The organism is Paenibacillus thalictri (assembly GCF_004307995.1).
In the GTDB taxonomy this organism is placed as follows: domain Bacteria; phylum Bacillota; class Bacilli; order Paenibacillales; family NBRC-103111; genus Paenibacillus_AF; species Paenibacillus_AF thalictri.
In genome coordinates, this window is the sequence record NZ_SIRE01000018.1 from 128,595 (window position 1) to 145,125 (window position 16,531).

A 16,531-nucleotide genomic window follows, 5' to 3' on the forward strand; every position below is an offset into this window, starting at 1 on the left:
ATCCGAACTATTATAATGCGTACAAAGTTGTAAAGCAATTGCCATCGGCAAATGCACATGCGCATCTGGCTGTAATTGGACTGCATAATTACCGCCCCGCGATGCAACCTAATACGGCAACACCATTCTTTCAAAAAGTGAGGTTGAGGAGCTATGCGCGAAGGACTGATTCCTACTGTGCTTGGAACTGCCGTCACTGCCTCCGGCGTCGCTTTGAGAAACAAGTACCCCATGGCGGCCGCAGCCGCTGCAGGCTTCGGACTGGCACATGTCGTATTGGGTGCGATCGATTTGGTGGAGCACCGCCACAACGCCAAAAAAATGTTCTGACAAACATAACGGCGTATGTGCACAAGAAAGGGATGGCCCGAAGCGGCCATCCCTTTCAACATGATCGTATATTAATTGCCTGCTGCATACATATTCGGACTGATCCGGTCGTACTGAACATAATTGACTTTCATCGGATTGGCATGATTCGTGGAGGAACTGCTGCTTTCCTCGGTAAGTCCAAGCACGGCGATCACGGTAATAGCGGCGATAGCGAACACAATGCGCTTTAATACATTCATCGGCATACCCTCCAATAAGACGGTTCTATTATTTATTGTAACGGGTTGGATTATGCCTGTATTATCGCGGGATGAAGGTTTTGTAAAAATATCCGTTCACGCAATCCCGATAATACAAAAACAAAGAGACGATTGCGCATATAGCGGAACGTCTCTTTGTTGTTATAGCGTGAAAACGCGAAAACCAGCTTCCATAATTTCGTGAAAACCGTGCGAATCCAGCAGAATCGATTGTCTTTCGCCGCGGCGCAGGCGCAAGGTAAGCTTAATACCTCACGCGCAGCGCCTCTCATGTAGAGGCAGCTAATAGCCGCTTAGTGCTGCACTATGAGCGTCTTTCTCCCTTTTGCGGCTGCAGCTTGGCGAGCTGTTCTTCGAGCAGTTCCAGCGGCTTCCGCACCTGCTGGACGTAAGGGTAAGTTTCCCCGATGCGGTTATAGATGTTCGCGGCATCGGCAAACCTCCCGACCGACCTGGCTATATCGGCCAATGTAACATCGGCCTTCCATTTGGCAATTTCGTGATCGGGAGCAACGTTGCCGCGGTATGTGACGAAATCGTCCTTGGATTGGCGAAGCAACTGCTCCGCTTCCCGGATTTGCGCAAACGCCTTGTTCATCTTTGCGGTAGCCAAATAAAACTTCGCATCGGGAAAGTCCGGGTAACGCTCCAGCGCCTGAAGGCATACTTGTTCCGCTAACGCCCATTCCTTGCGGGACAGGCGGATTTTCACCGTCAGCATGTAGACGTCAAGCATTCTTGCAAAACTCGGCTTATTGCGCGCGGTCAGCTCCGCTTGAGCCAGTGCCTCCAAAGCCTGATCCGGCAACCCGGCAGCCAGCGATTCGCGGCCGTAGAACACCCACCAGCCCGGATTATCGGGCTCCTCCTGCACCATCATGCCAAGCAGCCGGAGATTGCGCTGAATTTTATTTTTGTGCTGCATTACAGCCTGCTCGTACCCGTCGTGATGCAAGCGGATGCGGACCGCTTTTCTGAAAGCCGGCGCGGAATACAAGTCTCCCTCAGCCGGACCGACTTGCTCGTGCACCCGACCGTGATACTTTACATTGTGGCGAAGCGAGAACATCCGCGTCTGTGAAAATTCGTGCAGCACGGTCCCCTGCACCTGATTCATCTGCCAAATGTACAAAATCGGCGGCACTCCGATAGCATCAAACAGTCCCGCCGCCTCGCGGACGGCGCTGCGGTCATCAGGATGCAAATACTCGTCCGCATCGACCCACAGCACCCAATCGGTATGCATATGGGCCAATCCTTCGTTGCGCAGCTCGGCAAAGCTGTCCTTCCATGTCGTACGCACGACCCGTACGCCGGGAAAAGACTCGGCAATCTCAACGGTACGATCTTTCGATTCACAGTCCACTACCACAATATCGTCGGCAGCGCCCTCCAAACTGGACAAACAGCGGTGAATCGTACGTTCGTCGTCACGGACGAGTACACCGATAGTTACAGTTACCTTCTTCACAGCAAGCAAAGCCGCAATGTCTTCACGCTGCGGTCCGATCGGCGTCATCTGCAATTGCTGCATGATGCCGGCAACCCAGCTTGCTTCAGGATCCAGCAGCCAAGCCCGGTTAAACACTAGCTGCGCGGCAGCGCCGTGCCCTTGATGCAGCAGCGTTTCGCCAAGCAGTACCCACAGCTGCGCCGCCAGCGGCTGATCGCGGAGCTCCTTCACGGCAAGCCGCTCCGCTTCCTCGAAACGCTGTTCTTTCAGATTAGCAACGATGTGCTCCCACCGTCCCTGCGCTTGCTCTTGACGGTTCAAAGAATCATCCGTACTCTGCACATGAGGCCCCATCATCAAGCCGGCCCCTGCGGCCCCTGCACGGTGCCTGTGAGCGGATAAGGAATGTTGTACTCTGTTGCCGGCATAATATTCATATCCGAGTCAAAATAGGTTTTAAGCTGGAACGAGGATACCCCGCTGCCTTCCTGCAAAATAGTAATATTTAACGAACCCGATATGTAGGCCTCCGCTTGCGCGTCGCCGCTAGTTACAGTTAATCCCGTATCTTCGTTGTAATACTCCTGCGCTTCATTTTCATAAGCATCTCCAAAAGGAGACGGAATCCACTTGACCGGATACGGACCGTCCATTCCGCTATAGTAGCTTCCCGTCACCAAGACATTGAACTGGTCGATAAAACCGACGGGAATCCATCTGACATTGTCGCCGCTGCATTCGGGGTAACCGTTTATGCACTCCCGCTGCGTATAGGTTCCTGTCACTTTTACCGGAACCGGCGTGTTTGTCAAATATCCGCTGCTGTTCACAAAAACAGTCGCATCCTCCGAGGAAGAATCATAAGTGAGCTCAAAGGAAGGATTGTTCGGAGCGGCAACGGCCGTCACCTCCGAAGCACCGGTGCCGGATTCGACTTCATAGCGCCATGTCATGTCGTGCAGCGTCAACGTGCTTCCCGGCATCAGCTGCTTATCGGCTGGTTTCGTATCAAAAATTGTAGGCTCAAAAGTAAAATCGTGGGAAAACGTTCTTCCCAAGCCATCCATGGCTGTAACAGTGACAACAGAACTTCCGGTAGCCAGCGAAGGCGATGCTGTCGCATTAATATTCACCAAATTGCTCGGATTCACCGTCAACAGATTGTTGTAATCGTTCTTTTCTTCTACGGTATAAATAAGCGGTACCGTCGTATCGAACGCAGCGTTTAAATCGACAACCGCTCCCGAGGTCAGTGTTGTCGAGAGCTTATACTGGTCCGGAATCGTTAAGTATTGCTCCGGCAGCGGCTTAGCATAATAAATATAATTATCCTTAAACAACCCGTTAGGGGCTGTCGCCCGGACGTTAAGCTCTATGCCGTTAATGTCGTTCAAATCGGTGATATAGCTGATCGCTTCACCGTAGAAAAAAACCGTTCCGCCGGAAGTTAAAACGGCTTTGTTGCCATCCGATAAGTAAGCCCCATCGCCAACGCTAAACGTAACGTCCGTTACCTCGTAGGTCAGACCCGTCGCTCCGGTAAACAAGCTGCCCGCGTCCAGAGGAACCGACATGTGCCACAAGTCGTCGGGCGTGAAGTATCTTGTTTCTTCGGAGTAGACCTCATGAATCGGATTAGTGTCCGATAAAACGGTATAATTGGCCGATGCTTTGTTCCCATTTTGGTTCTGTGCTGTAACGGTAAACGTCGCCGTCGAGCCCGAAGACATGCCGGATATGGAAACACCGCCTGAAATAAGCGAGACGCTTGCCGCCCCCACCACGTTGGAGAAGGTATACGTCAAATTAGAATAGTCTGGCAAAGTGAAGTTGTCGTCCAAGTAAATAGTTTGACTTCGTGAATACACAATATTTTCTTTCCTCGCAAAGGTCGGAACAAACGAATACGTTGTCGTTGCGGAAAGGCCTGCCGGGTCCTTGGCCGTAACGGCAAAGGTGACCGGACCGTTGGACAGCAGTGCCGAGCCGTCCTTAGGCGAGGAGAAGGAGAGTGTCCCTGTATTTTGATCGATCAACGCCGTGACCGGATTGCCTGCCGAGCCGAGCTGGATCGTACTTGTTTGAATGGCGCCTGAAGAAAACGAATACGCCAGCATATTGCCGTCCGGATCGCTGAAATTGTCGGTCAGCCTCACGGTAGGGAAAACCCCGGTAGAGTTGTAGTAATAATAGACGTTTTTGCTTACGCTCTGCGCAACAGGCGCATGATTGACCGGGGCTGATCCCGGCACGATGGTATAAATCATCGTGGCGGAAGCGCCACTATTATCCGCCGCTGTAACGGCAAACGTGCTCGATGAAGTGGACGTGGACGACAACGCTCCCGAGAACAACAGTACCGATGAAGAAGCGATCAGCGCGGAAATCCCGTTCACTGAAGGCGGCGTAACGCTATACGTCAGCGGATCGCCGTCCGGATCGGAGAAATAAGACGAAACGTTAAACGAAGCCGGTGTAGTTCCCGGCAGTGCATAAGCGATGTATGTACTGGTCGTCACCGTCGGCGGACGGTTCGGAATGATGGACACAACGGCTGTTGAGGACGCGCCTGACGTATTTTTCGCCTTGACGGAAAAGCTTGCTGCACCAACCGGACTGCCTTGGAACACAACCGAGTTGTTTTCGATTCTAGCAGATACCCCGCCGGCGGAAGACGGACTGATAGAAAACTCGAGAGATTCGCTCAAACTAAAAAAACGGGAAAGCGGGACCGCCGGTATGCTTTCCGTTCTAATATACATTTCGTAAGTCGCGGAAACGACCGTAGGCGGAACCGCCTTAGGAAGAACTACAGGCTCGACGCTGCTAAGCAAAGTTCCGATATCGCTTGAACTGTAGTTTGTGCCCGGATTGTTCGCAGCAAAGTTGCGCACGTCGCCGATATCCAATCGGCCGTCTGTTCCGGCATCGAGCACGTACACGGAAAAGGTGGAGGAAGCCGTAAGATTGGCGCCGCTCACCGTGAATACCGCTTTACCAGGCTGAAGCAATAGCAAGTGCAGCATGGAGCCGCTTATTTTTGCAGACACATAAGATGTGCCTTCTTCGCTGAATTGATAGGAACCCGCTGTGCCTAGGGCAGCTGCCAAATCGATCACAAGCGTTTCCCCGGGCAGCCCTATTTTGTCGCCAAGCGTGGCAAACGTCTGTCCCGACTGCGCGGATGCATACAATGGCGGCGCAGCCACAAGCGTAGATACGGCCATGAGCATGGACAACGTTTTGGGGATGGAAGATTTGCCGCTTAGTAATTTCATAATTCACCTCTTCATTACAATAAATGGTCATTAGCTTATTCTATCATGACATCTACTCGATTGAGAACGGTCTGGAGTCATATCCTTCCAAAAATGCTCAACTTTTTTCAATTTTTTGCCTCTTCTTTTATCTCTTTTATTTTAAATCTGGTAAAATATCGATAGCCCAATTCACAAAAAGGATGGCAAACCATCATGCGTTATGTATGCATTCACTTTACCAAAAACTTTGCCCGAACTTTTTTTGGGGCTTATTACGATCCTGCTTCGATCGTTACGGCTGCCTGGGATGATGACAGCGACATCCGGCTCAGTGACGCTTGCTTCACCTTCGAACAGATTCGCAAGGCGCTTCCCGCAGATTGGACGCCGGACATGATCTGGGTCTGGTCGCCCGAGCATAACGGCAATCCGGCCGGATTGTTCCGTTCGGGAATCCCGGTTATCGGGCTGGTTAACGATTGGAAGACGGGTATAGAGCATCTGCAAACATCAGCGGCCTGCTACGATTACATTTTCACCGAGCAAAAAGGCGTGGAGCTGCTGCGCCGGCTCGGCTGCCGCAACGCCGGATATGTGCCGCTGCACGGCTTCCATTCGGCTCTTCATCCCCGGGAGATAACGCCGGGCTCGGAAAGGGACATCGACGTTTCCGCTTTCATCGAACCGCACCGTTTAAGAGAACCGGACATCGCTTATTGGCTCAAAAAGCTTTGCGCTTTGCGTGAACAAGGGATTTTGGTCCAAATTCACAGCATGCCCGAACATTCTCCTGCTCGCATGGACCTGATGAACCGTTCCAGCATCGTACTCGAGCGCTCGTCCCGCGGAGAAGTGAGCCGCAGCGCCTATGAAGCGGCCGCAGCGGGGGCACTGCTGATGCATGAGGACGGCAACACAGAAGCCGAACTGCTCTGGCAGCCGTTTATCGACTACGTGCCTTACACGGAGGCAAACTTTACGGCGCTGATTCAGACTTATTTGCAAAATAGCGCCGCCAGAGCCGCGATTGCGCTCTCGGGGCAAACCGCCGTCCGCGAACACGGCAGCTATACGCGGCATTTCGAGCTGATGAGCACTATGCTGCAACAACAGCTCGATCCGGAAAGCAAACCGGCGCATGCCAGATTCCAGAACCGACCCCACGAGCTGCTGCGAGCCGAACTGATTCAGCTGTATTCGGCGATAAAAGGCCGTACACACGCACAGCTGGATCGGCTGCTCGCGCAACATCCGGAACCGGCTGAAGCAAGCGAAAAAACGTGGCTGCTTAATGCCGCCGGTTGTATTCGCATGATGCGGCTCGACGAAGACGAAGTGACGCAGAAGCAGCAAGCGCAGGTGCTCCATGATTCGATGAACGATTGGAATGCCGCGCTGCAGCACGATCCCGCCGCCGTCATTCCGGCCTTCAACCGGCTTGGCGCGATGTCGATCACCGGCAACCCGGATACGGTGCTGCAGTTGTTTGAAGACTTCAAGAGCCGCTGCTTGAATGCCTCGCCCGCCCGGAAATCGTTTGAAGGGCTGCTGTTACCCGCAGGTATGGAGGATGTGTGCCTTGAGCGCTCGCTCATCTTAGCCGAGTATGCCGTTATGCATGAAACGATTAACCGTTTGTGTACACTGCTGCTTTCCAAAGCGTATGCCTTCAAAGGAAAGGCACATATGGCGCGCAGCGAATGGCAGCTCGCCTACGATGCTTACCGGGACAGCCTTGCCTGCCGGCCCAGCTCTGCGGAAGCCCGCTATCAGCTGGCGGTTGCCGCAAACAAGCTGCGGCTGCCGGATGAAACGGCAAATCAGCTAAAGCTGACGCTCCAGTATGCCCCGTTCCACTGGAATGCGGTACTCAATTTATGCAGCCTCTACCGGCACCTGGGGAAGCAAGAAGACAGCAAGCAACTGGCCAGGGAATACCGCCATGTCGCGCTGTCGGTTCCGGCCTTCGAGAAATGGCTGGAGCAGCTTACGCCTTATGTAGACAACAGATAACAACTGGCTAAAAAACGAACGCATTACGCCCAAACGGGTTTAAATTAAAAAACGGACGGTCCACCTAAAGTGAACTGTCCGTTTTTTTATCGGCCGGTCTTACATTGCCGTTCATTGCCCGTTAAGACATACCACATTAGCTATTGACTCGCAGAATATATAATCTACGGATTGGCAGCTACAGTGAACGTATACAGCTTGCTATCGCCTTTTTCCGTTATCACATGGATCGTATAGACGCCATTAGGAACCGGCTGGTTAAAATAAACTCCGAAAGACCAGGGCAGAGTATTTTCCACCGGATATTGGTTAGGTTTGATGAAAAATTCTTGGTTGGAATCAAACATATACGAAGGCTGGGTCAAATATAAACCGGCGCTATTTTTGAAACTAAAACGTACTTCTCCAATATACACAAAACCATCCGGATCGGAAGCAGTCCCTTGAATTTCAAAATAATCAATAGGCTCGTTAAACGGTCCCATTGGACTAATGAACAGTACGGTATTTCCCGGTATATCCGGTACCGCCGACCACATAGCTCCGTTGTTTTCATAAACGATAGGCGCTATTGGCGTGCTGGCAACGCTTCTAATGTCCTTACTGAAAAGCAGCCGATCGCCGGAAGTTAATTCCCTGCTAAATCGCAGCTTCAATTGCTTTTGATCATTGCTTAATTCATAAGCATTAAAGCTTTGATATTTAATCGGCGTTTCTCCTCCAACAATATAAACTTTGTCTTGCCAAGGATTCCCTTCTCCTTCAAATCCTCTCTCAACAGGCTTGTTGAATTGAATCGTTACTTCATTCCCGCTATTTGTAATGGAAGTTACAATAGGCGGTTGATGATCCAAAAGGAAAACGTTATCCGCCAATGTCACCCGCGCGGCATCATAACCGACAAACGCGCTTGCCATAATGTAATAGGTTTCTCCCATCTCCGTATCGGATAAACTCAGTAAGGAAATATTCCGGCTCGGGAATGTCAGAGGCACGCCATATACATACACGTCGCTCGTGATATAAAGTTTATCGATTAATGGATCGTTTAATGCCGCTTGTAGCGACAATCCATCGTAACCGATAAAAGCGATACGACCACCCGCAGCATCCAATGCAAAATACTTGTAATTCGACCCAGGTTCGTATAACGAACGTATGACGCCGGAGTAGCCCTCAATATCAGATATTTCAATCGTAGAAACAAAATCTTGACTTAAAGCATTTTGAAGCGTATATCCGCTATCTCCGGCAACCGAAACGATATTGATGACTGGCTGACCTGAATCGAAATAACTTAACGTTGGATTACCGTAAAATTCACTGGCCTTTAATGTATGAGGCGAATCGCCGGTTATATTCAAGTATCCCAAATAAAGTTCTTCATAAGAATTATCTTCCAAAACCGGGGTTGAAATATCGGCTTTCAGAACGACTTGCCCGATGGTTTGATCTTCGGCTGCCGCCGCGAGTTCCGACAAAGTGGATACCTCAATCGAACGGCTCATATTGATGTCCTTATTCCACTCAAGATCGTTAATGTTTCCTGTCTTGGGAGACGTAAAAGCTCCTTCAGCCCAGGCCGTCAATGATATGGTAGACCCCGCTAATACATTGGGAAACGTATATCGTCCTGCCGAGTCGCTAATGGAAGTAAAGTATCGTCCGCACACCGAAAACGGTTCTTGGAATAGTTCAAAGTAACATAACTGTACCTTTGCTCCTGGCAGTGGATTATTTAAATAATCGCTGACAATGCCTGTAACTGTCGTAACCTCGCTGCCCTTCAGCAAAATTACGGTCGGTCCTGTTAAGCTGCCTTCCCCAATCGTCTTAAAGGAATACGTGGGAGAAGATACGAATCCGGATGCCGTGTCCGGCTCAGCTGTCAATTCATAAGTTCGATCCGAAATCACGCCTGGAAAAGTATAGATGCCGTTTGCGTTCGTTTGAGCTGTCCGCACCGTATTGAGATATTTAAAGCTGATCTTTACGCCGCTTACGGGAGCATAGTTTGAAGCAACCACCTGACCCGAAATGTTGACAATATGCTGGCCTTCCGCAATTAAATAAATGGACTCCAAAGCCGTATTGTTTGCCGTGATGTTGACAATGCGGTTATTTGTAATGTATGTCGCCGCAGAAACGGAAAGCATCTGAGCCCCCGGGCTGATGTGATCGATATAAAAAGTCCCGTTTACCCCGGATATGGCTGTGTAAGTACTACCTGTAACGGAAAGCTGGGCATTGGCAATCGGCATGCCTTCCGCGTTGTAAACAGTGCCTTGCAATGCGCCGTATTGAACAACTTCCCCTGTACCTCCGGGCAATTGAACGGTTGTATCGGTTGTCACACCCGCAATAATCTCTACCTGTTTCTCGGCGGACCCGTATACGCTAGAGGTTACTTTTACGTTTTGTAAACCTGTCTCCAGATTATCGAATCTGAACTTGCCCAATGAATCCGAATATGTAGCTTGAGCGACTCCCGTCACTTGAACAGATGCGGCGGATACCGGCAGCCCTGAATAATTAACGATCGTCCCCGTAAGAGTTCCCGTAGTAGCTCGAGAAAGCCTGATCTCTCCCAACGGGGTAACAGCGCCCGAAATTATATTAAAGGAATTTGTCATTACATCCGCAAATCCGTCCTTATGAACGGAAGCCTGGATTTTGAAAGAAGCCGGCACATTGTTGACCACAAACGTACCGTCAGCCAAACTGACTGCCTGATAGATGCCGTTAACCGTCACATTGGCGCCCTCTAACGCCCCGCCGTTGCTATCGACAATTTTGCCGCTGATTTTACCGAAAACACCTGCTGCCGAACCCAAGGAACCCGGGATGTTGGGATCCACGGGGCTAACCATAGACGTCAATTGAGCAACTTCGTTTGCAGTAAGATTTCTGTTATTGTTGAGAAACCTGACGATATCATCTACACGGACACCGTCGCCGGCTGTATCGACAATACCTCCAGCCCATACGTAAACAGGCATGACCAAATAGACCAATGCTGTGCAAAGCCATATTTTAATTTTTATTGACACCGAATCCTCTCCCTCTATATTTATAAGAACCACTTATGAAGAGCTCTGGTCTCCTTTACTTATTAAGTACACAGTCACCATCATTTTACAATATTATGTATGAATCTGCTTTAAATTTTTTAATAGAAATGTATATTTGCAACAAAAAAAGCACCCCACTTGCGGGATGCTCCGTCTTACATCGCATGAAGCTGCTTGGTGCGCGAGGCGATAAAATACCGCAGCCGGCGCAGATCCTGGTCGGTAATCCATTGAATGGCCGCGCAGTAGCGGATGGATTTTTCCATAAAATGCGCGTAGCTGATCGTTACTGTCGGAGTAATAACGGCAGGGCCCAACGAAATCGACGCGTTGTACAGCGTATTAAATTCCATGTTGATGTCGTTGTTGACAAAGCCGATCCCAAGCGGACTGACATCGACAACCCGCATTGGAAAAATGGTACGTTCCCGCGTTAAGGTTGCAAAAGCGTTTAACTTGTAGCTTGTATAAGTGACAGCCTCGGAATCGTATTCTGCCAATAACTCGCCGTTTCGCTCGGGTGCGTATAATTTAAACAAATCCGAATTTGCGGCGGCAAGCAGCACTTTCCCCCGGTCGGCGTGAATGACTCTCATCTTCTGATTCCGGTTAAAGCCGGATACCGTCAATATATCTTCACACTGAAATTTCGTTAAAGCCGGCTGGTACAAGATCACTTCCATCCATTCGGCATCCTCCCGAAGCAATCCTGCCCGGCATTTCTTGCCATTATGCAGCAATTGAATCTCCTGCATGGCGTTCCACCTCCCCGTTGAATACTTCTTTATTATAAGTGTCACTCTTTTAATAAGTTTGAGGTATATATTAAAAATCTATTAAGCTAGCGAAAAAAATGTCGATAAATATAATAGAATACTAGCCATAAAATATGGACACAAATTGTTCATTGTGAAAATGTTGTTAAAAAAGAGGAATTTTTGTCGGTTTTGTCGAATTTTCCATTATGCTCTTTGATCGACTCCTTACCTCAACATATCGACGGAGGAAATGAAAATGAGAATGTCAATCGTCACAAAAATGGTGCTGGGTATAACCGTTGTTTCCCTTATGACCTACGGCACAAGCGCATTTTTTATTTTTTACTTAAAACAATGGATTGCTCCGAACACGGCGGACTGGCTTTACAACTCCATCATTTACTTGCTGGGGGTATTCTGGACGGCTTTCCTCGGCTGGCTGGCGGCAAGATGGCTGACAAGACCGCTGGTTACGCTGGCTAAAGCTTCGGCTTTAGCAGCAACCGGCAATCTGCAAGTACGCATTCCCGAACATCGCTCCAACGACGAACTTCGAGATTTAAGCGAATCGTTCCAGACGATGATTGCCAGCTTGAGGCTCACGATTCAGGAAATTTCCACCGGCGCCACCACGACCACGCAATCTGCGGAGACGTTGACCCATGCGATCTCGGAAGCGACGACACAAATCGAAAGCATCTCCGAAGCCGTGGACAATATTCATCAAGGAACGCAGCGCCAAGCCGATTCAGCCAGCCGTACGCTCGCTTCCGCCGAGCAGATTCTGACCGATGCAAGAACGATCAATCAGAAGTCGCAGCATACGATGGAAATGTCGGGCGCTATGGTGCAAACCATGGGAGAAAGCGGGCATATTGTGGAACAGATGGTCGAGGGGATTTTGGAGCTTTCCCGCTCCAATGAAGTTTCTTTAAATTATGTTAACCAGCTGGAGCAGGATGCCGTCGAGATCGGGGAAATCACTCAGGCCGTTCGGGAAATATCCGAACAAACCCATCTTTTGGCGCTCAACGCCTCAATTGAAGCGGCACGGGCAGGCGAGCAGGGGCGCGGCTTTTCGGTCGTAGCGATGGAGATTCGCAAGCTGGCGGAGCAAAGCGCGGATTCCGCCAATCGCATTCAAGAGCTGATCTACCGTATTCAACAGCAAATTCAGGATACCGTTGCCAGCATTAAAGAACAAGCCGAGCTGGCGAGCCGCGATTCCTCTCAGGGGATTCATGTGCGCGAGGCGCTTGTCCATATGAGCCAGACCGTAAACGAATCGGCGCAGGCCATACGCGAGATTGCAGCGACGGTGGCAAGCCAGACCGAACATATCGAACACACTTACCGCGAGATGGATGCAGTGACCCGCATCACGCTGGACATCACCGAAGGGGCGAAGATGATCTCGGCGGCGGCGCAAGGGCAGACGGCTATTATGGAGGAAATTTCCTCCTCATCGGAAGTATTAAAGCATCAAACCGATGCGGTCAAAAGCAAATTCGGCAAATTTAAAATGTAGCCTCCCGCACAAACAAAGCAAATGGACCGTAAAGGACGAATCCTTTTACGGTCCATTTTATTGTTATCCCGATACGATCATGACATTGGCATATGGCACGACGTCTCCCGTCCGGATCACGGCGCGGGACTCGGGACATATTTCTTTAAAACGCTGATGCGAAACCGCGACCAGACGCACGTCCGGAAACAGCGTTTGCAGTTCCGCGTATCGCTCGGGGCTGGCCTCTATCATCTCATCGGTGACGATGATGCGGTCGATCACAAATTCGGAGTGAACCGCCCGCAGCACGTCGACAACCGTAGGAATGCCGTCCACAAGCGCCAAATCAAGCCGTTCCGGCCCTGCGGGCACCGGAAACCCCCGGTCGCATACGGTCAGGATGTCGGTATGTCCGGTTTCCGCGAGAATCCGGTTTAGGGCAGGGTGCAGAATACCTCCGCGTTTCATACCATCTCCCTCCCTTGTTCCGCCAATACCTGTTCGCGCTGCTCCAGCGTAATTTGCTCGCGCAAGCCGGGGCATTCCCGTTTCATATAAAACGTTTCGGTCCCGTCAACAACCGCCACCGAAACAAGCTCCCATCCGGCCAAACCAAGCTCGGGAAGTTCGGTACGGCTGGTGCTGATGCAATACTCCCAGCGCTTCTTCATGCCTTGCCTCCTCCGAGCTGCAGGGCGACAATACGGGCCGGCGCACCGCTCGATTCGCGGATTTTCATCGGCAGCGCCATGATGTGCCATTGTCCTTCGGACAACTCCGGGTAATCGAGCTGCAGCCCTTCGGCAATCCAAATGCCTGCGCCCAGCACGGTCCGGTGCGTGTTTTCATTTTCCTCGCCTGTGCCGCCTAAGCTCGGATGATCAATGCCGATGCCTTTAACCTTTTTCTCGGCGATAAGACGCGCTCCATCCGGATGCAGAAAAGGCGAGCCGTACACCCATTCTTTGGTCCAAGCCCGCTTCTCGCCCCAGCCGGTGTACAGCAGAACGATGGAATTTTCATTCATGCGGTCCAAATAAGGCGCGAGATCAGCGGGTGTGATCGGCTCCCGCGCGCCCTTGATCCCGGCCAGCGGAATATAAACGCATTCCCCTTGAAAACGTTCGACCGGATATTCATCCAAATCGGTGCGGAACTCCTCCATATGCGAAGGAGCGTCCATATGCGTACCCGAATGGGTCGTCATGGTGATACGTTCCATCTTCCAACCGTCGCGGGGGCCGATAAATTGATACTCAAATTTCGGCGGTTCAAAAATCGGCAGATTGGGGCAGTTCGGATACAAATCCTGAGTCAGATCGAGCATTCGGCTGATATTCATCGTCCGTCTCCTTGTGAATGGAATTACCCGTTAGAGCAACACCGGCTTCGATTACAAGCTGGGGCCGATCCGGTTGATGCTGAACTCGGTATGACCGAGGATCTCGGCTTTGGTCAGCTTTCCTGCGGCTACCTCTTTAATTTCCTGCCAAACGCGGCGTCCAGCCTCTTCCAGGCTTAATGTGCCGGAAAGCATATCGCTGACGTCGACGTCCATATTGTCGGTCATCCGTTCATACATCCGCTTGTTGCCGGTCAGCTTGATGACCGGAATCACAGCCGAGCCGGTCGGTGTGCCGCGTCCGGTCGTAAAGATAACCAGATGCGCGCCGCCGGCGGCCATGCCGGAAACACATTCGATGTCGTTGCCCGGCGAATCCATAAAATACAACCCGTGCCGCGGAATGTCTTCCGCATATTCGATCACGCCGCGAATCGGCGAAGTGCCGCATTTGCTGATGCAGCCAAGCGACTTTTCCTCAATGGTCGAGAGGCCTCCGGCGATATTGCCGGGACTCGGATTCCCGCCGCGCATATCGGCGCCCATGCGGTCGACCTCTTTCTCAAAGCGGTCAACGATATGGTAAAGCCGGTTAGCCGTCTCCTCGCTTGCGCAACGCGCCGCCAGCACATGCTCGGCTCCGATAATCTCTGTGGTTTCGCCGATCACGACGCCGCCGCCTTCGGCGATTAGCAGGTCCGCCGCTTGGCCAAGCGCCGGATTGGAAGCCAGCCCGCTGGTCGCGTCGGAGCCGCCGCATTTGACGCCGATAATCAGCTCGCTGAACGGGATCGGCTCCGGCTGCATGTTGTCCAACTGCGCCTTCATGTTCCTTGCCAGCTCGGCGCCATATTGAATTGCTTTCACAGAGCCGCCGACGGACTGGATATCGAACACTTCAACCAGCTTGCCAGTAGAGCGAATTTCCTCGGCCAACGCTTGCGGATCGACCACCTCGCAGCCAAGGCTGATGATGATAACCCCGCCGACGTTGGGATTTTTGCCGGTACCCGCCAGCACGTCAAAGGTCCGCTGCTTATCGGCGCCAATTTGGCTGCAGCCGTGCTGGTGCGGAATAGCAACCGTCTCCGGCACCATCTGGGATATGCGGCTGCATACCTGATTGGCACAAATGACGGTAGGAATAATTAACAGATGATTTCGAATACCTACAGAGCCGTTTACTCTGCGGTAACCCAACATATGATCCAAGGGAACATGCACCTCCGAAAATGAGCAAGCTTAATCAGAAAAATCGTTTAGCCGGTTGTCTTAGCTTGGTCTCCCCGCCCCCGAATGCCTTCCACATTGTGCACATGCACATGGTATCCGGCGCTGATCGCTATGGTGGTACGGCCGATGACTTCGCCGTATTTGCGGACATCCGTGCCCGGAGCGATGTCCAATATCGCAAATTTATGTCCAAAAGGAACCGGTTCCTGCAGCGTCAGCTGTTTGGCTTCGTCCCCGACCCGAAACGTAACCGTCGAACCGGCCTGCAAATCCTTGATCGCCGTCGCTACATGGTCGTTCGTATCCATGACAAGCGCATCCGCGCCCGCTGCAATAGGAGCTGCCATTCCATTCATCCCCTTCAAGTAAATTCGACGGCGTTACTCTGCAACAAAACGGTTGGTCAACGAACCAAGCTTGTCGATTTCGATCGTAACCACGTCGCCGTCTTTCAAGTACACTTGTTTGTCCTCAGGATACCCGAGCACAACACCTTCCGGCGTTCCCGTCAAAATGATGTCCCCCGGCACAAGCGTCATATGCTGAGATATGTAGCTGACGATTTCGTCGCAATGGAAAATCATATCCGACGTATTCGAGTTCTGCCGCACTTCACCGTTGACGATACAGCGGATCCCCAGATCGTTCGGATTGCCAACCTCGTCAGCCGTCACCAAATACGGTCCAAGCGGGCTGAAACCGTCGCACGATTTGCCGAGCAGCCATTGGTTTGTTCTCATCTGCAAGTCGCGGGCGGATACGTCGTTGACGTTGCAATAGCCGAATACATGGCTCAGTGCGCTTTCCTTATCCACATATTTGGCGGTTTGGCCGATGACGATGACAAGCTCGGCTTCATAGTCCACCTTGCTCGACACTTTCGGCAGCGGCACATCGTCGCCTTGGCCGTTCAGCGTATTGTTGAATTTATTGAACAAAATCGGATATTCCGGAATTTTGGCATTGGTCTCTTCGGCATGTTTTCTGTAGTTCAAGCCGACACAGATGATTTTATTCGGGTTAGGCACGCAAGGTCCGATTTTTACATCCGACTCGCTTTGTACAAAAGCGCCGCCTTGTCCGGCCGCGTTCGCAATAAACGACTGCAACGCTTCAAGCGCTGCCTGTCCGCCGTCAATCACTTCATGAATCGATTGCGGCACGCCGGAGGCGCCAAGAGCCTGCACAGCCTGCGCTACATTAATGATACCTTGTTCCGTTTTAACGCCTAATTGGGATTGCCCGTTTTGGATGATGTTCAGCAGCTTCATAAAAAATGATTCCTCCTATAATGTAAG

The 16,531-nt window shown here is 51.3% G+C and carries 14 protein-coding genes; 3 read left to right on the top strand and 11 right to left on the bottom strand.

From position 1 onward, the window contains the following. Positions 1-153: 153 nt before the first annotated feature. Positions 154-330 carry an asparagine synthase gene (locus EYB31_RS24165; protein WP_131015996.1) on the top strand — a complete coding sequence of 59 codons (177 nt, stop codon included), beginning with the start codon at positions 154-156 and terminating at the stop codon, positions 328-330. 71 nt (positions 331-401) lie between these two features. On the opposite strand, the gene EYB31_RS40350 is transcribed toward EYB31_RS24165, so the two are convergent. The 3 genes from EYB31_RS40350 to EYB31_RS24175 all read right to left on the bottom strand — a co-directional run bounded on the left by EYB31_RS40350 (position 402) and on the right by EYB31_RS24175 (position 5,324). Next, positions 402-572 (bottom strand): hypothetical protein, encoded by a 171-nt coding sequence (locus EYB31_RS40350; protein WP_165452586.1) that lies wholly within the window; start codon positions 570-572, stop codon positions 402-404. 325 nt (positions 573-897) lie between these two features. Further along, positions 898-2,403, bottom strand: a complete 1,506-nt coding sequence (locus EYB31_RS24170) for a glycosyltransferase family 2 protein (RefSeq protein WP_131015997.1) — start codon at positions 2,401-2,403, stop codon at positions 898-900. Continuing rightward, positions 2,403-5,324: a hypothetical protein gene (locus EYB31_RS24175; protein WP_131015998.1), complete on the bottom strand. Its 2,922-nt coding sequence runs from the start codon at positions 5,322-5,324 to the stop codon at positions 2,403-2,405. Before EYB31_RS24175 ends, EYB31_RS24170 begins: the two co-directional genes overlap by 1 nt. A 195-nt stretch (positions 5,325-5,519) precedes the next feature. Here EYB31_RS24175 and EYB31_RS24180 point away from each other — a divergent pair, with 195 nt between their 5' ends. Next, positions 5,520-7,319, top strand: coding sequence for a glycosyltransferase family protein (locus EYB31_RS24180; protein ID WP_131015999.1), 1,800 nt, complete (start codon positions 5,520-5,522; stop codon positions 7,317-7,319). A 164-nt stretch (positions 7,320-7,483) separates the two neighbouring features. Here EYB31_RS24180 and EYB31_RS24185 read toward each other — a convergent pair whose 3' ends face one another. Together EYB31_RS24185 and EYB31_RS24190 are read right to left on the bottom strand one after the other, a co-directional pair. After that, positions 7,484-10,369: a carboxypeptidase-like regulatory domain-containing protein gene (locus tag EYB31_RS24185; RefSeq protein ID WP_131016000.1), complete on the bottom strand. Its 2,886-nt coding sequence runs from the start codon at positions 10,367-10,369 to the stop codon at positions 7,484-7,486. Positions 10,370-10,545: 176 nt separating this feature from the next. Next, positions 10,546-11,145: a hypothetical protein gene (locus EYB31_RS24190; RefSeq protein ID WP_131016001.1), complete on the bottom strand. Its 600-nt coding sequence runs from the start codon at positions 11,143-11,145 to the stop codon at positions 10,546-10,548. A 259-nt stretch (positions 11,146-11,404) separates the two neighbouring features. Between EYB31_RS24190 and EYB31_RS24195 the strand changes: the two genes are divergently transcribed. After that, on the top strand, positions 11,405-12,676 hold the full coding sequence (locus EYB31_RS24195; protein WP_165452587.1) for a methyl-accepting chemotaxis protein: 1,272 nt from the start codon (positions 11,405-11,407) through the stop codon (positions 12,674-12,676). Between the two features lie 63 nt (positions 12,677-12,739). Here EYB31_RS24195 and rbsD read toward each other — a convergent pair whose 3' ends face one another. From rbsD to EYB31_RS24225, 6 genes are read right to left on the bottom strand one after another with little or no spacing between them, the layout of a single operon-like run. Then, positions 12,740-13,126 (bottom strand): D-ribose pyranase, encoded by a 387-nt coding sequence (gene rbsD / locus EYB31_RS24200; protein ID WP_131016003.1) that lies wholly within the window; start codon positions 13,124-13,126, stop codon positions 12,740-12,742. Continuing rightward, complete coding sequence (locus EYB31_RS24205) at positions 13,123-13,329, bottom strand: hypothetical protein (protein ID WP_131016004.1); 207 nt, start codon at positions 13,327-13,329, stop codon at positions 13,123-13,125. Before EYB31_RS24205 ends, rbsD begins: the two co-directional genes overlap by 4 nt. Continuing rightward, the gene (locus tag EYB31_RS24210; protein ID WP_131016005.1) at positions 13,326-14,000 is read right to left on the bottom strand and encodes a cyclase family protein; all 675 of its coding nucleotides are present in this window, start codon (positions 13,998-14,000) and stop codon (positions 13,326-13,328) included. The genes EYB31_RS24205 and EYB31_RS24210 overlap by 4 nt, the downstream gene beginning before the upstream one ends. Before the next feature lie 51 nt (positions 14,001-14,051). Further along, positions 14,052-15,203 (bottom strand): UxaA family hydrolase, encoded by a 1,152-nt coding sequence (locus EYB31_RS24215; RefSeq protein ID WP_420819468.1) that lies wholly within the window; start codon positions 15,201-15,203, stop codon positions 14,052-14,054. Between the two features lie 56 nt (positions 15,204-15,259). Continuing rightward, positions 15,260-15,580 carry a UxaA family hydrolase gene (locus EYB31_RS24220; RefSeq protein ID WP_131016007.1) on the bottom strand — a complete coding sequence of 107 codons (321 nt, stop codon included), beginning with the start codon at positions 15,578-15,580 and terminating at the stop codon, positions 15,260-15,262. 33 nt (positions 15,581-15,613) lie between these two features. Continuing rightward, entirely contained in the window at positions 15,614-16,504 is an 891-nt protein-coding gene (locus EYB31_RS24225) for a fumarylacetoacetate hydrolase family protein (protein WP_131016008.1), read from the bottom strand. Positions 16,505-16,531 lie beyond the last annotated feature (27 nt).